Source organism: Staphylococcus lloydii, from assembly GCF_015775975.1.
In the GTDB taxonomy this organism is placed as follows: domain Bacteria; phylum Bacillota; class Bacilli; order Staphylococcales; family Staphylococcaceae; genus Staphylococcus; species Staphylococcus lloydii.
The window spans coordinates 654,529-678,843 of record NZ_CP064056.1; the positions used below are offsets into that span (position 1 = coordinate 654,529).

Below are 24,315 nucleotides of genomic sequence, written 5' to 3' on the forward strand. Positions count from 1 at the left end.
AGAACTAATAACTTTCAATTATTGTTAAATAAGCATTTCAAACAGAAAATAGGGTATACAATATAAAAGAAAGCCTAAACTAATCGTTAAAAAAATTAATGTTTAGTTTTTGGGGCTTTTTTCATTGTTGATTTATGTATATAATTAAGGAAGTTGATATATGTTAATTGTTATTGTTTGAAAGCATATAATATGACAATGGTACAATAACTATAAATAATGATTTTTTATTTAAGTCTAATAGAAAGCGCTTTATCGATTTCATTATCATACGCTTAGTACGACTTTGAATTATGTATGAAACCTTTCTATGAACATTTATAAAAGGGGGACTGTATTTGTTATGACTACACAACATAGCAAAACAGATGTCATCTTAATTGGTGGCGGGATTATGAGTGCAACGTTAGGAACCATGTTAAAAGAGTTAGCACCTAACAAAGAAATTAAAATGTTTGAAAGGCTAGATTCACCAGCCCAAGAAAGTTCTAATGCATGGAATAATGCGGGCACAGGGCATTCAGCATTATGTGAATTAAACTATACTAGTGAAGACAAATATGGCGGTATAGACATTAAAAAAGCAGTTAAAATAAACGAACAATTTCAAATTTCAAAACAATTTTGGAGTTATTTAGTTAAACAAGGCAAATTAGAAGATCCACAAGCATTTATTAAACCCGTGCCACATATGAGTTTTGTACAGGGGATTAAAAATGTTGAATTCTTGCGCAAACGTGTACAATATTTAAATGAAAATATTCTGTTTAGTAATATGGAAATTACAGACGATAAAGAGAAGATTAAATCATGGGCACCGTTAATGATGGAGGGTCGTACTTCTCATATTCCTATGGCAATTACTTATGATAAAACAGGTACAGACGTAAACTTCAGCAGTTTAACTCGTCAATTATTTGCCAATTTAGCAGAGAAAAATGTTGAATTAAATTATGAACATGAAGTACAAGACATTAAACAGCATAAAGACGGTACATGGGAAGTAACAGTTAAAAACTTAAAAACAACTCAAACTGAAGTTGTTGAGAGTGACTTTGTATTTATTGGTGCTGGTGGCGCTAGTTTACCATTGTTACAAAAAACAGGTATTAAAGAATCTAAACATATTGGTGGTTTCCCAGTTAGTGGCTTATTCTTAGCATGTACGAAAGAGGAAATTACTAAGCAACATAATGCTAAAGTTTATGGTAAAGCTGCTGTCGGGGCACCACCAATGTCGGTTCCACATTTAGATACACGTTATATTGATGGTAAACGCACATTATTATTTGGACCGTTCGCAGGCTTTTCACCTAAATTCTTGAAAACAGGCTCAAATATGGATTTAATAAAATCTGTAAAACCTAATAATATCGTAACGATGTTATCAGCGGGCGTTAAAGAAATGAATTTAACTAAGTATTTAATTTCTCAATTAATGCTTTCTAATGAAGAAAGAATGGAAGATTTAAGACAGTTTATGCCTAATGCTAAAAGCGAAGATTGGCATGTTATTGTCGCAGGTCAACGTGTGCAAGTTATTAAAGATACTAAAGACAGTAAAGGTAATTTACAATTTGGTACAGAACTTGTTACTTCTGAAGATGGTTCGTTATCAGCGCTTTTAGGTGCTTCACCCGGAGCGTCTACTGCAGTAGATATCATGTTAGATTTATTGAAAAAATGTTATACAGAAGAATTTAGCCAATGGGAAGACAAAATTAAAGAAATGATACCTTCTTATGGTCAAAAACTATCTGAAAACGAAGCACTATATAAACAATTAAATGAAGAAATCAAAAAGAATTTGAAAGTAAATTAATAAGATAAAAGCACCTTCTATTTAAATTAAATAGAAGGTGCTTTTTTTATTTTGTATGAGGTAACGTGATCGTGAATATCGTGGCATCTTGTTCGCTGTCTACTGCTATATTACCATTGTGTAGCTCTATAATGGTTTTGGCTATAGCTAAACCAAGACCATTACTATTATCGTGATTACTTACTTTATAAAATCTTTCAAAAATGTGGTCCTGTGTTTGTTTATCCATTGCGTTACCTTCATTTTTAATTGTAAAAGTAATTGCATTGGTATTTTCTTTTAAAGATAAATTAATAATACCAAATTCAGTAGAATATTTAATGCTATTCGTAATTAAATTTTGAAACGCTTGATGTAACAACCGTTCATTGCCCATATAATTGATGTCAGCTAAGTCAGACATGATTGTTAGCCCTTTTTGTTCTGTGGCAAATTGTTCGTGACGTACGATATCCTTAAGCAGGTTGCTTAATTTAATTTCATCATTAAATGATAAATGTGATCCATTATCAAGCTCTGATAATAGTAATAATTCTTTTGTTAGTTCACTTAATTGCGTAGTAATACGATAAATTTCGTCTACATAATAAGCTTGTTCTTCTTTCTTTGTCGTAAATGTAAGTTTATCTAACAATTGATGAATGTGTGTTAGTGGTGTCTTGATTTCATGTGACACATTTTGCACAAAATGTTGACGCATAGAATCTAATTCTTTTAATGATTGTCTCATTGCATCAAATCTATATTGTAGCGTTCCTAGTTCGTCTTTACGTGTAACTTTAATTGGCGTTGAAAAATTACCACGCATCATAAGTTCAGTAGAACGTTTTAATTGTTGTACTGGCTTAATGATGGCATAAGTGGATAAAATGACTAAAATGATTGAAATTGCCAATAAGAGTATAATGAGCATTGCTAAAAAGACTCTAAATTCGCTGAATGTTTTACCTATATCTGGACGCATGAAAACTGCAAATTCTTGATTGTTAGTCGTAAATTTAACGCCGACAGTATTAGATGTCACATTTTCAAAAAAGCCTGTAACAAATAACTTATAAGGTTGATTTTTTATACCATGATAATCTTTATTATGTAGTACTTGATTAATAGCATGTTGAGAAATATTATCTTTACGGAAAGGTTCACCATAAAAACGCTTGTGACCTTGTTTATTTACAGTCATGATTTGGTAATTCATTTCACCCAAATGTTTAAAATAATCGGTACTATATTTAGGGCCATCGTTCATTTCAAAAATCTTTGCTTCTTTCAGCGTGCGCATAATTTTAGCGTCATTATTTTCTTTCAAATACACGTGATAATATATATTCGTTATTAGAAAACTAACGAACGCACTAAATATCATCACAATGATTGTGTATACGGCTATTCTAATATACAAAGATTTAAACATAATCATCCACCTTATATCCTAACCCACGCACAGTTTTAATCGTTACATTAGCATTGAGTTGTTCTAATTTCTTGCGAAGTCTTTTAATGTGAACATCAACAGTTCGTTCATCGCCTTCATAATCAAATCCCCAAATTTTTTCGATTAAATCATCACGATTAAATACTTGTTTAAAATTAGAGGCTAATAAAAATAATAATTGAAACTCTTTATTGGGTAAATTCATAGTCTTACCATTGACCTCTATTTCTAAATAAGGTTGATTAATCGTTAAGTTATTAAGCGTAATTTCACTATTTGTATTGATGTTATAACGTCGCAATACTGCTTTAATTCGAAACATCAGCTCTTTTATTTCAAATGGTTTAGTAACATAATCGTCGGTTCCAGTTAAGTAAGCACGTTCTTTATCACTAAGTGCATCACGTGCCGTTAACATAATTACCGGTATTTCATAGTCTTCTTTTAATAACTTACAAAGTTCAAAACCGTTCATACCTTCCATCATTATATCAACAATACCAATATCTACTGAATGCGTTTCTAAATAAGATAAAGCATTTTCAGCACTTAATTGTGTGATTGTATGAAGACCTTCACGTTCTAAATATGAAGACACGTAATCTAATATTTTAGCGTCGTCATCTACGATTAAACACGTCGTCAAGATTCACAACTCCTATCTATTTATATTATTAATTCTGATCGTCAATTTAATTAAAATATAGTCGTTTTAATAATTTTTAGCAAATATGAATTTTGTTCATATTCAGTTCATATAACGGTCGTACTATACAAATATAAAGTTAACGGAGGAGTGAATTTACTATGAAACTAGCACTACAAGAGATGAAGTTTTATAAATTTCGTTTTATTTTAATTATGCTCATCATTTTATTATTAAGTATTATGGTGTTGTTTATAAGTGGTTTGGCACAAGGACTAGCAAGAGAAAACGTTTCAATGTTAAATAATATGAATGCACAAAAATACGTCATGCAAGATAATAAACAACCACAAATTGAAAAATCTGAATTAACCACAAAGCAGCAACAACAAATAAAAGATATAACAAATCAACAACCGATGAAAATAGCACCTCAGACGCTAAATGTGAATAAAGATGAAGAAGACGTTATGATGATTAATGGCGTAAAAAATAAACGTCCAAAATTAGAAAAAGGTCATTATCCTAAAAACAACAATGAAGTTGCAATTAATAATAAATTAACTGCAGATGGTTTATCAGTAGGAGATAAAGTTAAAACAAAATCTGGCAAGAAATTGACTATATCAGGTATTCTTACAGATACGATGCATGCGCACAGTTCAATCGTAATGATGAACAATAAAGGGTTCGACGACTTAAATAAACATAGTTCTGTCATATTCCCAGTTAATAAATTATCAAAAGAGCAACAACAAAAAATTAAAAATATAGATGGTGTTAAAACATATAGTGAGAAAAATATTACTGATGAACTTCCAAGTTATCAAGCAGAACAAGCACCATTGAACATGATGATTGTAAGTTTATATGTTATTACTGCCATAGTATTAAGTGCCTTTTTCTACGTTATGACAATTCAAAAAATATCAGAAATAGGCATACTTAAAGCAATAGGTATTAAGACGAAACATTTACTTTTAGCTTTAGTAACACAAATCGTATTAAGCACAATGGTGGGCGTTATTATTGCTATTGGAATCATTAGCGGTTTATCAATGATTATGCCAGTATCAATGCCATTCCATATAACGGCAACAAACTTGGCAATCGTAGTAGTTATATTTATCCTAGTTGCGATTATCGGAGCAATATTATCATTTATTAAATTATTTAAAGTAGATCCTATAGAAGCCATTGGAGGTGCAGAATAATGACTTTAACAGTTAATGAAATTACAAAAACATTTGGTAGTGGCCAAGCAGAAACAGAAGTTTTAAAAGGGATTAATTTTAATGTGAACGATGGAGAGTTCGTTATTTTAAACGGTGCATCAGGTTCAGGGAAAACAACTTTACTAACTATATTAGGTGGTCTATTAACACCTAATAGCGGTGACATTATTTATAATGATGCACCCTTGTTCTCAGCAAGTAATAAACCTGCAGATTTACGTCTAACTGAAATAGGATTTATTTTTCAATCATCTCATTTAGTACCTTATTTAACAGTGAGTGAGCAATTAACTACTTTAGGTAGAGAAGCTAAAATGCCTAAAAAAGAAGCTAACAATAAAGCGCAGAGACTATTAGGTGATATAGGTTTATCACATCGTTTAAATGTTTACCCTCATATGTTATCAGGCGGAGAAAAACAACGTGTAGCTATAATGAGAGCATTTATGAATAACCCTAAAATAATCTTAGCCGATGAGCCAACGGCTAGTTTGGATGCAAGCAGAGCAACTGAAGTTGTCCACATGATTAAACAACAAATTCAAGAGAACAACATGATTGGTATTATGATTACACACGATCAACGTTTATTCCAATATGCCGATAGAATTATAGAATTAGATAACGGTAAAATTGTAGATAATGATAAACAGCCAGTTTCAAATTAAGATAAAATAAAAAGGAAATCGCCGTATCGGTGATTTCCTTTTTATTATTTACAATGACCATAAAGCAAAGAAACTTAAAATAAATAATGCGGCAAAATAAATCGTTAGTAACGCTTTATATTGATACATTAATGCAAGATAATCTCTGATTAATGCTACTTCAAAAAAATGATACGGTGTACGACTGCCTAATCCTTTAAATTTTAAGTTGAACTTTTGGCCAAATCTAAGCGCGCGTAATATATGAAATTGACTTGTGACGCAAATCATTTTGGCATTTCTGGAAAGATGGTTGCTAAGTAATAACTTGGTGAATTTTATATTTTCATAAGTACTTGTTGAACGGTCTTCCATTACTATATTGTGTTGAGGCACGCCGTTAGCAATTAAATAACGTTGCATGGCTAAGGCTTCAGAGATAGGTTCGTCTGGTCCTTGACCACCACTAACTATGATTTGTACATTGGGGTTTGAATTGAATAATTTAAGGGCACACTCTAAACGGTCTTTCAACATAGGCGTTACTTCTTCTGTGAAAATACCTGCACCTAAAATTAAAATCGCATCACATTGTTGTTTAACTGATACATCAGCATAAATAGACGACCATACGGTAAAACAAATTAAAGCGAATAATGCACTGAAACCTACTGCCGCTAACCATAAAAATACAAAATTGAAAAATAATGGTATCAAGCTAATATAAGTACAAGCTAAAATAAAGACGCAAAGTTTGATAACAATGACGTATAGTCTCTGTAGAAATAACTTGCTATTATCGCTTTTAAAGAGATGTCGGTGTTTAACGTGTAATAAAATGCCTCCGATAAGGATAGTGATGATTAGGTCAAAAGGGAAAGTGTCTTTCCAAACATGGTAAGCGATGCCTATAAAACCCAAGATGACTACAGTAATATAAGCATTTAAAGAGATAAAGTATTGTTGACCTAGAGTTAAACTAATAAAAATAAAAACAATAGCAATACAGAGTATGATTGTTGGTAAGTACATCTTACACCTCGATTGGTTAATTTATAATTAATGTAGAGTATTCATAAGAAATAAGCAACTAGAAGTCCTTATTGATTTATATTAAAAAATTTTAACAGTGTATTATAAATAATAAGTAAAGATTATAAGTTAACCATTATTCTTATAATGCTTTATTACAACCTTATTTATTGATATTATATTATTAACATATTAAGGTGAGAGTGACCATTTTAAAAGGACAAAGCCAGTTTGGGGTGCGAGATTTATGGTTAAAAATATAAGAAGTCATATTGAATTTATGGGTGGTTTTCTAGATGACATCAATACTTTGTTGGCGAAACTACTTAAAGACTTAAGAGAAGAATATAACATCTCTAAAGAACAAGAAAATGTTATTATGATGTTAGAAAATGAAAAAGCTTTGACGTTAACAGAAATTACAGAAAGACAAGACGTTAATAAAGCTGCAGTAAGTCGTAGAATTAAAAAACTTATTCAATCAGGTTTAGTAGAGTGGGATAAAACAGAAGCGCATTTGGATCAAAGATTAAAATACATTAAGTTAACCGACAAAGGGAAACAATTCAGTAATGAATGTAAATCTATTATTTCCGATATCGTAAGCGATATGTTGTATGATTTATCAGAAGAACAAATCGAACAAGCGCGTTATGTGTTAGAAATCATTGATGACCGATTAAAAAACTTCAATATTAATAGTTAATAACGAATCGACATGAGCTCAATTGATAAAAAGTTGAGCTTTTTTTATATTAAAAAGCACCGAATCAATCATATATCGATTGGTTCGGTGCTTAGTTATTATAAATAGCTGTTTAAGTAACGAATAAGTTTATTGATTGTTACCTTTATATTTGAATGGCCACCAGTTGCCTTTACCAAATGATTTTGCTACTGCAGGAATAAATAGCGGTAACATGAATACATTATAAATTATTAAACCGAGTATAACGACTGTTGCAATTTCCATAAGCGTCATTGCACCTGAAGCATATAATGCGGCTACGGTACCTATAAGAATAATACACGCAGTCATTATCACTTTGCCCATTTTACGCATAGCGATTTGTAATGCTTCGTTTATGCCTAAGGATGCTTCTTCGCTGAAGCGGTTAACTAAGAATATAGCATAATCGACGCCGAGGGCCATTAATACAACGAAACTAAAGAATGGCACCACGAGTAACAATCCACCCATATGCAACATGTTGCCAAAGATAATATTACTAATACCTATTGAAGCGTAGTACGTAATTAATATAGAAGCAATCATGTAGATAGGCATAATAATTGAGCGTTGGAATATTAATAACACTATGAATAAGAATATAGAAATTAATATAATCGCTTTATTCATATCATGGTCGATTGTGTCTTGTAAGTCATTATTTTGAGAAGACATGCCACCATATTCAATTTTGCTATCTTTAAATGATGTGCCTTTAACTTGGTTGTCTACAGTTTTATGAATTGTATCGACAGTATTCATTGCTTTATTAGAGAATGGATCATCTTTTAAATCAATGTTTAACAGCATAATTTTGCCATTATCTTCGCTATATTGATCAACTGATTTTTTCAAATCACCATTTTTAAGCATGTCATCAGTAATGTACATACCTGATTTTTTAATGTTTGTATCTTTAGACATATCTTTCATGCGTTGTTGAATTTTAGATTGACCATCTTGAACTTGAGATATACCATTTTGAGATTTTTCAAGACCTTGAGATAATTGACCAGCTTGTTGTGTCACTTTCTGGTTTGACGATTGTGGGTCTTGGCTACCTTGTTGCATCATTCCTTGAACTTGTTGACTATCTGTTAATGGTGATACTTGTGAGTTCATTTTATTAAGGCCATTATTGACATCGCTTAAACCACTATTAGCTTTACTAAGTTGTTTTTGCATTTCGTTTAATTGATAAGTGGCATCTAGCTGTTTGATAGGCGTACCAGTTGGACGAGTGATTGTACTTACTGAATCGACGCCTTTAATTTTGTCAATAGATTTAGATAACGCCTCAACGTCATTAACACCTTTGCTGTCAGTTAATTTATTATCCGATTTAATCGCTACTTGAACTGGGAAAGCTTCTCCGACACTGAAATCATTTTTAATAACATTGATGGCTTTTATAGAGTCATATTTATCACTAATTTCATTAGTATTGTCGTAAGTAATGTTATTAGGTGAGAAGAAAATAAGTGGCACCATAATTACGAACACGATTACTAATGCTACGAATGGGCGTTTAGTAGTGAAATCTGCTAATTTACCCCATAACTTACTGTCTGCATGGCCGGCAGCATTTTTACTAGGCCAAAATACTTTGTCTCCGATTAGAGCTAGGAGTGTAGGTAATAACGTAAATAAAACAATCATTAAACATAAAACGCCGACTGCAATACCAACTGCAGATTTAAATAAACTAAATTTAACGAAGAATAATGCACCAAAGCCAACTAAAACGGTAATGGCACAAATTAATATTGTACGTCCGCCATTTTTAAAAGTGCTTAAAACAGCATCGAAATTAGATTGGTCTTTACCTAATTCTTCCTTATATCTGTTTAGTAATAAGATACAATAGTCAGTACCTATACCGAATAATAGGGCGACTAAGAATGATTGAATGTAAATAGACACAGGAAAATCAAAATATTTAACCAATAGCGCAAGAATACCTTGTGCAAAAACGTAAGATAATCCTACAAATATTAATGGTACAAAAGGAGTGACTACAGAACGGAAGACGAAGAATAAAATCACTAGAATTAATATTACTGTGATGATTTCAGTAGCTTGTAATCCTTTTTCTACACTCTTATTAATATCGTCATGAATAATATCGTTACCAGTTAAATAAACATTTTTAAAATTTGGATTTATTTCCTGAATATCCTTTTTAGCGTCTAAAGTTTTATTTTTATTATCAGAAGACACAATAGGAATCATGACAGATTTTTTATTATCAGAAACAAGTTTATTTTCAGTATCTTTGGTTTCGAAAGGTGAAATAACGCTTTCTACGCCATTTACTTTTTTTACTTTATCTACATAATCGTTGATTTCTTTTTTAGATGAACTGTCCAACTTATGGTCCAGTTTGATTACGGCACTCATACTATTAGAATTAGCGCCAACATCTTTTAACATTTGCTTGTATTGTTGTGAAGTCGTATCGTTCGGTGGCACGATGTCCCCTTTATCACTAGCTAACTTTGAGAGGTTAGGTGCAAAGACAATGGAACAAGCAATCGCTATCACAACTATAATGGAAATCAGCCATCTAAATTTTAATATTGATTTCATAATAGCCTCCTAGAATTTTTTTACTGGAATAGTATAGCATTTTTAGTTGATAACCGTCAACTAATGGTGGGCGATAAATTTTTTATAAATGTTGGACTAAATGTGTATATCAATATAATAAGAAAATTCATATAATAGGAAATAAGGTACAAAGATGTTCAAATAGCCGTTTAATTTTCTTAAAGTGAAACTAATCCTTTCGTATAAGTTTAGTTAAAAATATGATATTATAGTAAAATAGTTGTAAATTTTTTTAGTAAGAGGTGATATAAAATGCGCAAGTGCCCAAACTGTGGAACAGAGGTACATAATGACGACAAAGTGTGCTCAAATTGCGGACATAATTTATTAAATCGGCAATCAAGAAATAATCAAAAGAAAGCTTCAAATACAAACGTTCGCAAAGTTATTCCATGGGGAATTGCATTTTTTATCATCGTATTAATCATTATCATTTTCTTCTTATTAAAGAATTTTAATTCACCTGAAGCGCAATCTGAATTATTAGTCAATGCTATCGATAATAATGATACGCAAAAGTTATCGACCGTGCTAAGTACTCAAAATAATAATGTCGATGAAGACGAAGCCAAAGCATATATTAAATATATTAAAAATGAAATTGGTATGAAAAATTTCACTAAAGACGTGAGAACGAAAATTGCTTCTTTAAATGAAAGTGACCACCAACTTTCTAAATATGTGACAGCACGTAACGGTGAAAAGATATTAAAAATTACTAAAAACGGACGTAGATATTTAATATTTAATAATATGAATTTTACAGCGCCAACAAAAGAAGCAATTGTTAAACCAAAAATTGACGCGAAATACAAATTCAGATCTAATGATAAGCAACGTACTATTGAAGCGCCTAAAGATAAAACAACTTCATTGGGTAAATTTATCCCTGGTGATTATAGTATCGATGCTAAGCGAACTACAGATAACGGTCAGTTCAGTGGTAAATTAAACTTTAACTTCAATGATAGTAATAATGAAACTGTGGATGTGTCTGAAAACTTTGACGAAGCATATCTACGTATAAACTTGTCCGGCGCAAGCAAACTTGATAATAATTCTATTAAAGTTAAAATTAATGATAAAACATATGACTATGATGAATCGAAAGCATATGGACCTTATCCTAAAAATGAACAAATTAAAGTTTCTGCGAGTGGGGAAGCTAAGAAGAAAGACTTTAAATCTAGCGAAACAACGATCCAACCTGATAGCTTAAAAGATAATACCAATGTTAAGGTGCCTTTCGATAAAGATAAGATAGAAGACTATGTTAAGAAGAAAGAAAAAGAAGAAAACAGTTTCCGTTCTAAAATAACGAATTTTTTTAGTAATTATACCGCAGCTTTAAATACTGCATATGGTCAAAGTGATTTTAACATTGTATCTGATTATTTGAAGAAAGACTCATCTAATTATAAATCGATTAAAAGTGCCATAACTTCACAAAGTTATAGCGCGATGCAAGTCCCTCAAATTTCAGAAATTATTAAAGTCGGTAAGAAATTTTATGTAAGTGGCTATGGCATAAAAAAGGACGGCCAATACGGCGAGGTTAAATATACGCTAGAGGGCACTGATAAAGGTAATGATTTAAAAGTTACTCATTATACTGACTAATAAATATTATATTTATTAACGGAAAACATAACGATACAAAGAGCGGGACAGAAAATTATTTTCTGCCCGCTCTTTTAATAATTCAATAGATACTTTATTGTATTTAATGTTACTATTTAAATAATACATAAAAAGTTTATTTTAGGAGTTAAATAAATGAAAAGTTACGAACAAACTGCAAAACCTTCTATGTTATTTATCATTATATTAGGTGCATTAACAGCCATAGGCGCTTTATCTATTGATATGTTTTTGCCGGGCTTACCTCAATTGCGTTCGGATTTCAGTACGACAACTTCAAATGCACAGCTTACACTATCATTATTTATGATTGGTTTGGCTCTTGGTAATTTATTTATCGGACCGATTTCAGACGCTTTAGGGAGAAAAAATCCACTTATCATCGCCATGGTTATTTTTACAATAGCAAGTATTGCTATCGTTTTTACTACTAATATATGGTTAATGGTATTGTTAAGATTTATTCAAGGCTTCTGTGGTGGTGCAGGCGCAGTTATTTCCCGTGCGATTTCAAGTGACTTATATAGTGGTAAACAACTGACTAAGTTTTTAGCCGTATTAATGTTAGTGAACGGCATTGCCCCCGTTATAGCGCCGACGCTTGGTGGTATCATCTTGTCATTTTCTACGTGGAGAATGGTATTTGTGATTTTAACGATATTTGGTGTTTGTATGGTGATTGGTTCATTGTTCAAACTTAATGAATCATTACCGATTGAACGTAGAGATCAAGCACATATAGGTGCTATTTTTAAAAACTTTGGTTTATTAGTAGTAAGACCAAAGTTCGTATTACCGATGTTAATTCAAGGTTTTACATTTATCATGTTATTTAGTTACATTTCAGCCTCACCCTTTATTACACAAAGTATTTATCATTTGTCTGCATTGCATTTCAGTTGGATGTTCGCTGGCGTGGGTATTACACTTATTTTTTCAAGTCAGCTAACCGGTAAACTTGTAGACTATATAAATCAACAAACACTGTTAAGAGCATTAACTGTTATTCAAATTATTGGCGTTATTTGGGTGACTGTAACGTTAGTCTCACACCTACATATCGTTGCACTCATTATCGGCTTTATTATTTTAGTAGCACCAGTAACAGGCGTAGCTACTTTAGCATTTTCAATTGCTATGAATGAGAGAACAGGTGGCAGTGGTAGTGCTTCAAGTTTACTTGGACTCGTACAGTCTCTTTTCGGTGGGTTAGTTACACCATTAGTTGGGTTAGCCGGTGAAACAAGCGCTACACCTTATATAACTATTATTTGTATTAGTGGGTTTATCTTAATTATCCTACAAGTTTTTAATTACTTTGCTTTTCGCAACACAGTACAATAAAAAAAGACTACAAGCGTTGTTGAATTAAATTCAATTACGCTTGTAGTCTTTTTGTTTACTAATGAATGGGAAAAGTTAACGTTGTAGTTTAATTGTATTTGCTAGCAATATTTGTGCAAGTGCATCTACTGATTCTTCGCAGTTTTCACGGATCCAAAAATAGACAATACCTAACTGTCCACCAATATTATAAATTACAAACTGCTTTTTATTTCTTACAGAGCTATGTGTTTCAATGATCTCTTTATATGCATCCTTCGTAACTATCATATATTCGGAAAATAGATTTTTATTTGGATGTGTGACCATAATTGCATGGAAATAGCCATAGTTGCGCTTAATGTAAGTTAGTATGATTTTGAAAAATTTATATAATTTAACATGGTTATTGGGCGCATTTTCTAAACTTGTATCAAGTGATTTTAACAATGCTTTGTATTTAGTTAAATGATATTGTTGAATTTGTGTAATCAAGTCATATTTATCAAGGAAATAATCATAAAATGTAGTTCTATTTACATTACTGTAAGCACACACCATTTTAATTGTGATTTCTTCAAAAGGATATTCCTCAAGTAATATTATCATATTGCGTATAATTCTAAATTTAGCCTTTTGTCTCATTTTTACACCTACGTTAAAAATTTCTATATCTTTGCCGACACATTTTTTTTAAGTGTCGGTATTTTTTTTAGTCTCATCTCTCTATAATAGATAAAGTGAAATTTAAAAGCAAATAGGAGGAAACAATAATGAAAAAAATGATATTAATTAATGTCATTACTATTGTAGTTCTTGTAATTGTTGGTGTCGTTGGCTTCCATTTTTACAATCAAGCTACAAGCTATGTATCGACAGACAACGCTAAAGTTGATGGCGACCAAATTAAAATCTCTGCACCTGCGTCAGGTGAATTGAAATCTTTCGATGCGAAAGAAAATGACGACATGAAAAAAGGTGACAAAGTTGCTTCAATCTCAGCTAAAAGTGAAAGCGGCGGTTCACCTCAAACTATGGACATTAAAATGCCTGAAGACGGTACAATCGTAAAAACTGATGGCATGAAAGGTTCAGTAGCTCAAGCTGGATCACCAATTGCTTATGCTTATAATTTAGATGATTTAAACGTAACTGCAAATGTTGACGAAAAAGACATTGCAGATGTAGAAAAAGGTAAAGACGTTGACATTAAAGTTGATGGTGAAAATGCTAACCTTAAAGGTAAAGTTGAACAAGTAGGTAAAGCAACTGCTTCAAGCTTCTCAATGATGCCTTCTTCTAATAGTGATGGTAACTATACTAAAGTTTCTCAAGTAGTACCTGTTAAAATCAAGTTAGATTCAAAACCATCTAAAAACGTTGTTCCAGGAATGAACGCTGAAGTTAAAATTCATAAAAACTAAGGGGGTCTTTAAATGACAGCGACCTTCATTATAATTTATGTAGTCATAGCGATCATTCTTGTCGGGTTGTTAAACTTGTTTATTTCGAAAAGAGGCAAGAAATCAACTAAAAGACAACTGGAACAAAAAAATTATAACAATGATTCGTCGAGTCAAAGTTATCAATCTAAATTTAACATAAGAGACAAAGATGATACGGCAGAGTCCAATAAATTATCTAACACTGATTCTACAGAAAAAGCTGAAGCGGCTTCTGTAGATAATGAAGAAACTCAATCATTTACTTCTGAGTCGGCACAGACAACTTCTAATGAGCATGCTCAAGAAGATGGTGCACAAGATTCAGATTTTGATAAAATTAACCCTGATTCAGAAGAAGCTAGGGTTAACGAAAAATTAAAAAAAGAACATAGTTCATTTATGTTTGGTAAAGGTACTACACAAATGAAAGTGTTATTAGCAATGATTTTTGGTATGTTTATTGCGATTTTAAACCAAACATTGTTAAATGTTGCCTTACCTAAAATTAATACAGACTTTAATATCTCAGCAAATACAGGGCAATGGTTGATGACTGGTTTCATGCTTGTCAACGGAATTTTAATTCCAATCAGTGCCTACCTATTCAATAAATACTCATATCGTAAATTATTCTTAGTTGCGATGGCGTTATTTACAATAGGTTCACTTGTTTGTGGTGTTTCAGGTTCATTCACTATTATGATGATTGGACGTGTATTACAAGCTATCGGTGCTGGTGTATTAATGCCTTTAGGTACTAATGTGTTTATGACTATCTTCCCACCAGAAAAACGTGGTGCGGCGATGGGTACACTTGGTATTGCGATGATATTAGCACCAGCAATCGGGCCAACATTATCTGGTTATATCGTTGAAAACTATCACTGGAACGTAATGTTCTACGGCATGTTCGTAATCGGTTTAGTTTCACTATTAATCTCATATATTTGGTTCCGTGTATATCAAGTTACAAGCAATCCTAAAGCTGACATTCCGGGTATTATCTTTAGTACTATCGGTTTCGGTGCTTTATTATATGGATTTAGTGAAGCAGGAAATAAAAGCTGGACTTCACCAGTAATCATCGTTTCATTTATTATTGGTGTAATCTTTATTATTGCTTTTGTAATCCGTGAATTAACAATGCGTATGCCAATGCTTAACTTAGAAGTATTGAAATATTCAGGTTTCACGTTAACTACTGTTATCAACATGATTGTTACAATGAGTTTATTTGGTGGTATGATTTTATTACCATTATATTTACAAAACTTAAGAGGTTTCACACCTGTACAATCTGGTCTATTACTCTTGCCGGGTGCCATAATTATGGGTATTATGGGACCAATCGCAGGGCGATTACTTGATGCTATCGGTATTAAACCATTAGCTATTATAGGTACTGCGATTATGACGTATGCAACGTACGAATTGACTAAACTTAATATGAATACCACTTATGGTCATTTAATGTTAATTTATATCATACGTTCATTCGGTATGAGTTTCATTATGATGCCTATTATGACAGCAGGTATGAACTCATTACCGCTACGCTTAATACCTCATGGTAATGCATTGTCTAATACAATGAGACAATTAGCAGGTTCTATTGGTACGGCAATACTAGTAACAGTAATGTCTAACCAAACAACACAATATTCTGCTACTTATGCACAAGAATTAGATAAAACGAGTCCATTCCTTAAAGACCATTTACAACAAATGGCTCAAGCAATGGGTGGAGAACAAATGGCTACTAAACAAATCTTAGGTTTCGTTCAAAAACTTGCTTCTATTAATGGTGTGAATAGCGCGTTCTTAGTTGCAACTGGATTAAGTTTACTAGCATTTATCTTAAGTTTATTCTTAAAAGGCAAAGAGCATTATATTTCAAGAGAAAAATAATTGTAAAATATCCTAAAAATTTTAAGAAGCATCATTATCTCTCTATGATAATGGTGCTTCTTTTTTGCACAAAAAAAGTACTGCACGACTGGCAGTACTTTCATGTTAAATTTATTGAACTGTATTAATGCGTTTACGTTTATTTCTAAAGAATAGACTAATAAATAGTAAGGCTAAACTACATATTAATAAGATTAATGCGTTATTAATCGCATCAGATTGCGTGAGTACTTGCTCTGGTTTAATCGAAACATAATATTGACTTAAATTTTTGGCAATGCGTGCAGCAATATTTTGTAGAATGATTGAAAAGCCAAAAGTAATCACTAGCATAATTATTAAAATAAAAATATTAATTATCTTTAGTACCATACGATTAAAAATAATCGTAAGTATCGATAATACTAAACTTACAATTGTTGCTATAAAAAAGATATCAAAGACTAGAATAAGTGAATCTATTCGTGATTGAAGGTTTTCAATGTTATCAATGTTAATATCGAGGTTGGATATATCATTTAACGTATCTTGAAAGTGACTCAACTGATGAAAAGTTATCGGTTTATTGACCATTGATAGATTAAATACAGGCTGTTTATACATGCTGTAACCTGTTATCGCTGTTAAAATTAACACTATGATATGAATTATCAGATTAAACCAAGAAAATCTTTTCTTTCCTAACTTTTGACCTCTATGCATCGGTGCACTTGTCAACGTATGTTCAAAGTTTTTAAATCTGTGATCTTGTTCTGCCATATGTACTCCTTTCAATAAAAAACAGGTATATTTTTTAAGTCCAAAATTTTTGTGTTAGTATTTAAATAATAATATGCTATTTATTAATATCATATTGAAAATCAAATAGTTATTTATAATTTATTATAACTGTTTTTAAAGTGTAAGTGGGAAAATATATATGATAAATATTATGATATCTATTTAGTTTTTAAATTTATAAAAAGAGTGGGTTGGTTAATTCATGGCTTTTAACATAATGAATCGCTTCATTAATAAATATTTATTACCAGTTAGATCGATTAATTTTGACAATGAGAACCAGTTACAACAATTTTTGAGTCAACGTGAGAAATTGAATGCACAAAAACATAAGCAACCAGAAAGTTTAAATATAAAGTCTAATTTAGAAAAACAAACATTTAACGACATGCAGGTGTTTAGATTTAATTTTAGACATAATAGTAAGCAGAAAATTTTATATCTTCATGGCGGATATAACGTATTACAACCGTCAGTTTTTCATTGGAGATTTATGGATAAATTAGCGTTAAGTTCATTGTATGAAATTGTCATGCCTATTTATCCTAAAGCACCGACTTACAATGCAAATGATACTTATAGTGCCATAAATGATTTATATCAACAACTGGTGTCCGAGGTAGGAGAGGACAATATAGTGATTATGGGTGATGGCTCTGGCGGTAGTTTGGCGCTTAGCTTTGTGCAACAATTATATGCACAAAACCTTCCAATGCCAGAGAAAATTTATTTGTTATCTCCGCTGTTAGATGCAGAATTGGAAAATAATCAAATTACTGAAGAGTTAATCAATAAAGATAAGTTGATTAATGTCGAAGGCGTACGTAAAGTCATGGCAGAATGGTCTGGAGACTATGCGTTGAAAGATGCAAAAATTTCCCCGATAAATGGCATCATTAATCACTTACCGACTATTTACATGTTCGGTAGTACGCAAGAAGTCTACTATCCAGATATGTTGAAACTTGTAGAATTAGGTGAAGAACATCAACAACCTATTCATTTTTATCCATATAAAAAAATGATCCATGGCTTCCCATTATATCCAATTAGACAATCGCATAAAGTAGTTAAACAAATTGCGCAATCATTAAAAACTTAAAGTTACAAAAATGCCGTCATTATTAAATGTAAATGACGGCATTTTTAATACATTACTTTGAAGCAACTAATGTATTGATAGCATCAATTATTAATTTTTGTCCTTTTAGTGTATATAAATAAGAAATAAACGTAGCGAAATCGTCCTCTGGATTGTCCATTTGAGCGAAATTTTTTGTTGTATTCATATAATCTTCCGTTATATCTTGTGCATATTGTTCATAGTGCTTTAAAAAAATTGTTTCATCATTATAAGCATCTAATAATGAATTAACTGCATCTATCGTTTGCTTTTGACCGCGGTAAAAACTAATGTTTAACCCTCTATCAAGTAATTGATCATCAGGTCCGTTGATAACGAGTGATTTACTTTGATTAAGTTCACTTAAAGCTGCTTTAACTTCGTCATGATGATCATAAAGTTGTGTACGAATGGTATTTATTAATGATTCTGACATATAAGTCACTCCTTATTTGGGTATACCGATACGATGACCAAGTTGTTTGGGCCATTTTATAGTCGGTTGTTGTGCATAGTATTGTACTAATTGTTGGTGATATTGTTGAGGGAAAGGACTTACTTTATTCGCATCTCTATCAATGCCTAACATCATCGCTTCGTTAGTAGCGGCGAGCGAATCATCTTGTTTATACATAAAAGCAAAAAAGTGTGCTCTTTTGACATCATAATCGTACAAATACAATTTAACTGTGTAAACTTCATCGAGCTTTAATTCTTGAAGATAACTTGTTTGTTCTTCAGCTGTAAACATCGTGTAGTTGAGTTTTTCTCTTTCTTCTAGTGATAAGCCGTGTGCGTAATTAAATTGATTGATAATATCACTAAATATATGATTATAATGTGAATCATGCATGTGATTATTATGGTCAATCATGTCAGCAGAAACTTGCTGTGAGACTGTAAAAACTGTAGTCATTGTCCTTTCAACTCCTGAATTTCTGATTATTGATTAATACTGTCTACAATTATATTACTAAATATGGTTTAAACATACATCTATCACGATTCATGGTAAAATAAAAGAAAATAGTTGGGGAGGAAATTTTATGGGGCTGACGATAAAATATCAAATTGCCGACCATCCACTTCAACAAGTTGATGATGAACAGGCCTTACCCGATGAGGCTGATTTCATATGGTATGATTACGAAAATCCAACATCATTAGAAAATCATCAATTACAAAATGATTTTAATTTTAATAAACTTGAAATTGATGATACAGTTAACGGTACACCAAGAGCAAAATATAAAAAATATGCTTCATATCAATATATTGTAGTTCATGGCATACGACAAGCCGATTACAGACCAACGGCAATTAACTTTTTTATAAAAAATAATGTGTTAATTACATACCATCATACACATGAACAAGCTATTACAGATGTTCATGCTACTTTAAGTGAGAACACCACTGACCGTTTAACTGCAAGCAGCGTCATGCTCTATATTATAGATCAACTTGTAGATTATTATTTTGATTATATTTATGGTATAGAAGAAAAGGTTTATGATTTCGAAGATAAGCATGTGAATGATACTACGAGTAAGATTATTATGGATAGCGTGTTTAAGTTGCGTTCAGATATTATAAAATTAAAGCGGATTGTATTTCCGATGCATGAACTTATCGTTACACTTAAAGATAGTGAAACGCTATTTAACAGTCATAAAGACGCTTTGTATATTCAACATATTGAAGATCATATGATAAAACAAGAAAATAGTATTAAAACGTCTGATGAAATGACTAATGAAATAAGAGAGAATTATGAATCGTATAGTTCTTATAAAATGAATAATATAATGCAAATTTTGACGCTAGTATCTGTGATTTTTTCACCTTTAGCGTTAATCACGGGCATTTACGGTATGAACTTTAAATATATGCCAGAGTTAAATTGGCACTATAGTTATTTCGCCGTGTTAGTTATTATGTTACTTATAGCTAGTATATGTATTTGGTACTTTAAAAAGAAAAAATGGTTTTAACCGTAACTTATAAAATTTAATTAGATGAAAGTAGGGACAATAGTGAGCGATTCAAAGCGAGAACAAAGAAAAAATGACCATGTGGAAATAGCAATGGCACAAACAGATGCGCCACGATCGGATTTTGATAAAATAAGGTTTGTACATCATTCCATTCCAGATATAGATGTCAGCGATGTAGATTTAACGAGTCATTTAACTGATTTTACACTAGACTATCCTATTTATATTAATGCGATGACTGGTGGAAGTGAATGGACTAAAAACATAAATGAAAAATTAGCAGTAGTAGCGCGTGAAACTGGTTTAGCAATGGCTGTTGGTTCTACACATGCTGCATTACGCAATGCAAATACGGCCACTTCATTCAGTATCGTGCGCGACACGAATCCTGAAGGCATTGTATTTAGTAATGTCGGCGCAGATGTTCCAGTTGATAAAGCAGAAGAAGCGGTAAAATTATTGGATGCTCAAGCATTGCAAGTGCATGTTAACTCTCCTCAAGAGCTAGTCATGCCTGAGGGAAATAGAGAATTTTCAACGTGGATGGATAATTTAGCATTGATTGTAGAACGTGTAGACGTGCCTGTTATCGTTAAGGAAGTTGGCTTTGGTATGAGCAAAGAAACGATTCAAAGCCTACAGGCTATAGGTGTAAAATATGTCGACGTCAGTGGTAAAGGTGGTACAAATTTCGTCGATATAGAAAATGAACGTCGTTCTTTAAAAGATATGAACTATTTATCATCTTGGGGTCAGTCTACTGTTGAATCATTATTAGAAAGTACTAAATTCCAACAAGATATGAATGTATTAGCAAGTGGTGGCGTTAGAACGCCGTTAGATGCTGTGAAATGTTTAGCATTAGGAGCGAATGCAGTAGGCATGTCGCGACCATTTTTAAATCATATTGAAAATTATGGGATAACTTCTACTTTAGATTACGTCGAATCATTCGTCGATCAAATGAAAAAAATTATGACGATGTTAAATGTTCGAACAATTGAAGAGTTAAAACAAACTCAAATTGTTTTTAATCCTGAACTTATCTCTTGGATGGAACAAAGAGGCATAACAATTTAAGCATGCACAAAAAAAACGTTAGTAATGAAGTCTAGCCACTTCTTACTAACGTTTTTTGATTAACTTATTTTAAAAGATTAATAAATGACGTCACGATAGGAACACCTAATAAATCTATTAAAAAGGCGCCTACGATAGGGACAACAAGATATGCCTTCGGCGAAGCTCCAAATTTTTTCGTAATAACGTCGAGGTTAGCCATTGCATTAGGTGTAGCACCTAAGCCATGTCCAATAAAGCCACCAATCATTACCGCAGCGTCGTAATTTTTACCTAATCCTCGGAAGACAATAAAGACAGAGAATAAAACGATAAATACGATTTGAACAAGCACGATGATGATAAGCGGTATAGCTAATTTATAAATATCTGTTAAATTTATACTCATTAAGGCAATAGATAAAAATAGACTTAATGAAACGTCACTGATTTTATCGACAATTTTCATATCGATTAATTGCAAGTTACTATATTCAGATATATTTCTAATAATAACAGCTACAAACATTGCGCCAACATACATTGGGATATTGATACTAGTTAAGTCTGTAAATGTATTGCCGATATAACTACCGATTGCCATACAAATAGCAACAATAGTAAATTGTAATAAAAAGACAGTCGTTGGTTCCATCTTATTATGTAAATGTTCATTATAAGAAACTTTACTATAATCTTCTTTTGTAGATTCTGCTTGTGAAGGTTTTAAATTATATTTGTTAATTAAATATTTCACTACCGGTCCACCAATAAGGCCCCCCGCAACTAGACCTAAAGTTGCTGCTGCTAATGCGGCTGTAAGTGCAGAATGATAACCCAGTTGTTGAATGGTTTGACCATAGGCCGCAGCGTTACCATGTCCACCTTCCATTGACATTGATCCAGCAGTAATTCCTAATAAAGGTGGTATGTTAAGTACTTTTGCTAATGAAACACCAATAACATTTTGTAGTACAGCTAATATTCCACAGAAAATGAAATATAAAATAAGTACCTTGCCACCTAATTTTAATAATTTTAATGATGCACCTAGTCCAATAGTAGTGAAGAATGCTAACATAAAGAAATTTTGTAAGAAGTCAGAGTTAAGTTTGATTGTGACAATATCAAAACTCTGTAAAATTGCAACTAAGATTGCAAACAATAAACCGCCTATGACAGGGGCGGGTATACATAATTTCTTTAATATTGAGACATGATTCACAATATAGACACCAAGTAAGTACAAAACACTTGCTAGTGCCAGGGTAGTAACCGCATCTATATGTAACATAATTAGTCCTCCTTATTATATGCCTTGGTAATCGCTTACAAAAAAACACCTAAAGGGCATTATATATGTTAATAGACAGTAATTGCAATGATTAATATATAGATTATATAAAGATAAAAATATTTAATTTTTTTTACAGTTTAATTGAATAAGTTCGAATTGATGACTTTATATTTATTTTTAGTTACTATGTAAACACGAGTAAATAGATAGGATAAGGAGTTATGTCATGGAAAATTCACTACGCAGTCAAAAGCAATATGGGGCATTAGCTTTATTACCGCTAGTAATATTTTTAGTCTTATATATCGGCGTAGGTATCACATTTACGATTATGGGTAAAAAAGATGCGTTTGACCAATTACCACGTCATGTTGCAGTGTTTATCGGTATAGTGATTGCGTGGACTTGTTATGATCGCAAAACAAAGTTTACGAAAAAAGTACAAATTTTTACAGAAAATGCCGGTAATTCTGGCATCGTTAATTTAGGACTGATTTTACTATTAGCAGGTGCATTTTCTACAGTTACATCTGATATGGGTGGTAAAGATGCTATGGTTAATATGGGACTCTCTGTAATTCCACCGAGTTTATTAATTCCCGGCATCTTTATAATGAGTGGATTTGCGGCACTGACTTTAGGAACTTCTACGGGAGCTCAAGCAGCATTTATTCCTGTAGGGGTTGCTGTTGCTCAAGCGGCTGATTTAAGTATAGCTGCAGCGGGTGCAGCAGTCATTGCAGGCGCTTATTTTGGCGATAATTTATCTATTATTTCTGATACTACGATAGCAGCGACAAATGGCGTAGGAGCCAAAATGCGAGATAAATTTAAAATGAATGTGCTCATTGCCTTACCGGCTGCTATTTTAACGGCAGTCTGTTATGGCATTGTTGGTGGTACAGGTACAGTAAAAGGTGATTTAAGCTTTAACTTTATCAATATTTTACCTTATTTATTTGTGCTGATTGCCGCGATTGCAGGACTAGATGTTATTTTAGTGCTAATTATAGGCATTTTGATGGCTGGATTATTGGGCATAGTGCAAGGAAATATGGGCATTTTCCAATTTACAAAAGCTATTGGCGATGGCATGCAAAGCATGTTCTTAATCTTCTTAGTTGCCTTTTTAGTTTCTGGTTTGGTTGCCTTAATTCGTTATTACGGTGGTATTGATTGGATTATTCAAACGATGAAAGCTAAAGCAAAAGGGCGCAAAAGTGCAGAATATGTAATAGGCTTTATGTCTGGTATTTTAGCAGCAGCATTATCACACAATACGTTAGCTATTATAATTTCAGCACCTATAGCCAAAGAAATAGGTGATGAGTATAAAGTGCCGCCTAAAAGAATGGCAAGTTTACTAGATATATTCGCTTGTTGTGCATTAATGGTTCTACCACACGATAGTGGCATGTTAATGGTTGAACAATACGGACATGTGTCATACCTCGATGTTTTAAAATATTCATATTATCCAGTTATCTTTATTATTTGTACAGTGATTACAATACAGTTTGGTTTATTAGATAAGAACAAGGTAAAGAATAAATAAATTGAAAAAGCTACGATAACAAGTGTTGTT

At 32.1% G+C, this 24,315-nt stretch carries 21 protein-coding genes; 12 read left to right on the forward strand and 9 right to left on the reverse strand.

The window, feature by feature from the left end; translation table 11 throughout:
* Positions 1–343: 343 nt before the first annotated feature.
* Positions 344–1,822 (forward strand): malate dehydrogenase (quinone), encoded by a 1,479-nt coding sequence (mqo, locus tag ISP08_RS02950; RefSeq protein ID WP_195719321.1) that lies wholly within the window; start codon positions 344–346, stop codon positions 1,820–1,822.
* A gap of 46 nt (positions 1,823–1,868) precedes the next feature.
* Here mqo and ISP08_RS02955 read toward each other — a convergent pair whose 3' ends face one another.
* Both ISP08_RS02955 and ISP08_RS02960 read right to left on the reverse strand, forming a co-directional pair.
* Positions 1,869–3,236: a HAMP domain-containing sensor histidine kinase gene (locus ISP08_RS02955; protein WP_195719322.1), complete on the reverse strand. Its 1,368-nt coding sequence runs from the start codon at positions 3,234–3,236 to the stop codon at positions 1,869–1,871.
* Complete coding sequence (locus tag ISP08_RS02960; RefSeq protein WP_048793076.1) at positions 3,229–3,903, reverse strand: response regulator transcription factor; 675 nt, start codon at positions 3,901–3,903, stop codon at positions 3,229–3,231. Before ISP08_RS02960 ends, ISP08_RS02955 begins: the two co-directional genes overlap by 8 nt.
* Positions 3,904–4,064: 161 nt before the next feature.
* Here ISP08_RS02960 and ISP08_RS02965 point away from each other — a divergent pair, with 161 nt between their 5' ends.
* The gene (locus tag ISP08_RS02965) at positions 4,065–5,117 is read left to right on the forward strand and encodes an ABC transporter permease (RefSeq protein ID WP_195719323.1); all 1,053 of its coding nucleotides are present in this window, start codon (positions 4,065–4,067) and stop codon (positions 5,115–5,117) included.
* Positions 5,117–5,806 (forward strand): ABC transporter ATP-binding protein, encoded by a 690-nt coding sequence (locus ISP08_RS02970; RefSeq protein ID WP_048793074.1) that lies wholly within the window; start codon positions 5,117–5,119, stop codon positions 5,804–5,806. The genes ISP08_RS02965 and ISP08_RS02970 overlap by 1 nt, the downstream gene beginning before the upstream one ends.
* Before the next feature lie 48 nt (positions 5,807–5,854).
* Here ISP08_RS02970 and ISP08_RS02975 read toward each other — a convergent pair whose 3' ends face one another.
* Positions 5,855–6,817: a YdcF family protein gene (locus tag ISP08_RS02975; RefSeq protein WP_195719324.1), complete on the reverse strand. Its 963-nt coding sequence runs from the start codon at positions 6,815–6,817 to the stop codon at positions 5,855–5,857.
* 247 nt (positions 6,818–7,064) lie between these two features.
* Between ISP08_RS02975 and ISP08_RS02980 the strand changes: the two genes are divergently transcribed.
* On the forward strand, positions 7,065–7,523 hold the full coding sequence (locus ISP08_RS02980) for a MarR family transcriptional regulator TcaR (protein WP_048793072.1): 459 nt from the start codon (positions 7,065–7,067) through the stop codon (positions 7,521–7,523).
* Positions 7,524–7,652: 129 nt separating this feature from the next.
* Here the strand turns inward: ISP08_RS02980 and ISP08_RS02985 are convergent, their stop codons facing one another.
* The gene (locus tag ISP08_RS02985) at positions 7,653–10,136 is read right to left on the reverse strand and encodes an MMPL family transporter (protein WP_195719325.1); all 2,484 of its coding nucleotides are present in this window, start codon (positions 10,134–10,136) and stop codon (positions 7,653–7,655) included.
* A 273-nt stretch (positions 10,137–10,409) separates the two neighbouring features.
* Here ISP08_RS02985 and ISP08_RS02990 point away from each other — a divergent pair, with 273 nt between their 5' ends.
* The gene (locus ISP08_RS02990) at positions 10,410–11,777 is read left to right on the forward strand and encodes a membrane-associated protein TcaA (protein ID WP_195719326.1); all 1,368 of its coding nucleotides are present in this window, start codon (positions 10,410–10,412) and stop codon (positions 11,775–11,777) included.
* 156 nt (positions 11,778–11,933) lie between these two features.
* Complete coding sequence (locus ISP08_RS02995) at positions 11,934–13,142, forward strand: putative multidrug effflux MFS transporter TcaB (RefSeq protein WP_195719327.1); 1,209 nt, start codon at positions 11,934–11,936, stop codon at positions 13,140–13,142.
* Between the two features lie 75 nt (positions 13,143–13,217).
* On the opposite strand, the gene ISP08_RS03000 is transcribed toward ISP08_RS02995, so the two are convergent.
* A complete protein-coding gene (locus ISP08_RS03000; protein WP_195719328.1) occupies positions 13,218–13,766 on the reverse strand; it encodes a TetR/AcrR family transcriptional regulator in 549 nt (182 codons plus the stop codon).
* Positions 13,767–13,894: 128 nt separating this feature from the next.
* Between ISP08_RS03000 and ISP08_RS03005 the strand changes: the two genes are divergently transcribed.
* Positions 13,895–14,545: an HlyD family secretion protein gene (locus ISP08_RS03005; protein WP_195719329.1), complete on the forward strand. Its 651-nt coding sequence runs from the start codon at positions 13,895–13,897 to the stop codon at positions 14,543–14,545.
* A gap of 12 nt (positions 14,546–14,557) precedes the next feature.
* Complete coding sequence (locus ISP08_RS03010; RefSeq protein WP_195719330.1) at positions 14,558–16,474, forward strand: DHA2 family efflux MFS transporter permease subunit; 1,917 nt, start codon at positions 14,558–14,560, stop codon at positions 16,472–16,474.
* Between the two features lie 111 nt (positions 16,475–16,585).
* Here the strand turns inward: ISP08_RS03010 and ISP08_RS03015 are convergent, their stop codons facing one another.
* On the reverse strand, positions 16,586–17,233 hold the full coding sequence (locus ISP08_RS03015; protein WP_048793065.1) for a hypothetical protein: 648 nt from the start codon (positions 17,231–17,233) through the stop codon (positions 16,586–16,588).
* Positions 17,234–17,456: 223 nt separating this feature from the next.
* Between ISP08_RS03015 and ISP08_RS03020 the strand changes: the two genes are divergently transcribed.
* Positions 17,457–18,356 carry an alpha/beta hydrolase fold domain-containing protein gene (locus tag ISP08_RS03020; protein WP_048793064.1) on the forward strand — a complete coding sequence of 300 codons (900 nt, stop codon included), beginning with the start codon at positions 17,457–17,459 and terminating at the stop codon, positions 18,354–18,356.
* A 52-nt stretch (positions 18,357–18,408) separates the two neighbouring features.
* On the opposite strand, the gene ISP08_RS03025 is transcribed toward ISP08_RS03020, so the two are convergent.
* Positions 18,409–18,813 (reverse strand): hypothetical protein, encoded by a 405-nt coding sequence (locus ISP08_RS03025; protein WP_195719331.1) that lies wholly within the window; start codon positions 18,811–18,813, stop codon positions 18,409–18,411.
* Between the two features lie 12 nt (positions 18,814–18,825).
* Positions 18,826–19,293, reverse strand: a complete 468-nt coding sequence (locus ISP08_RS03030; protein WP_048793062.1) for a thioesterase family protein — start codon at positions 19,291–19,293, stop codon at positions 18,826–18,828.
* Between the two features lie 130 nt (positions 19,294–19,423).
* Between ISP08_RS03030 and corA the strand changes: the two genes are divergently transcribed.
* Together corA and fni are read left to right on the forward strand one after the other, a co-directional pair.
* A complete protein-coding gene (gene corA / locus ISP08_RS03035; protein WP_195719332.1) occupies positions 19,424–20,371 on the forward strand; it encodes a magnesium/cobalt transporter CorA in 948 nt (315 codons plus the stop codon).
* Positions 20,372–20,413: 42 nt separating this feature from the next.
* A complete protein-coding gene (fni, locus tag ISP08_RS03040; RefSeq protein ID WP_048793060.1) occupies positions 20,414–21,454 on the forward strand; it encodes a type 2 isopentenyl-diphosphate Delta-isomerase in 1,041 nt (346 codons plus the stop codon).
* A 64-nt stretch (positions 21,455–21,518) separates the two neighbouring features.
* Here fni and gltS read toward each other — a convergent pair whose 3' ends face one another.
* Positions 21,519–22,727: a sodium/glutamate symporter gene (gltS, locus tag ISP08_RS03045; protein WP_048793059.1), complete on the reverse strand. Its 1,209-nt coding sequence runs from the start codon at positions 22,725–22,727 to the stop codon at positions 21,519–21,521.
* A 229-nt stretch (positions 22,728–22,956) separates the two neighbouring features.
* Between gltS and ISP08_RS03050 the strand changes: the two genes are divergently transcribed.
* On the forward strand, positions 22,957–24,285 hold the full coding sequence (locus tag ISP08_RS03050; protein WP_195719333.1) for a Na+/H+ antiporter NhaC family protein: 1,329 nt from the start codon (positions 22,957–22,959) through the stop codon (positions 24,283–24,285).
* The last annotated feature ends 30 nt before the right edge of the window (positions 24,286–24,315 follow it).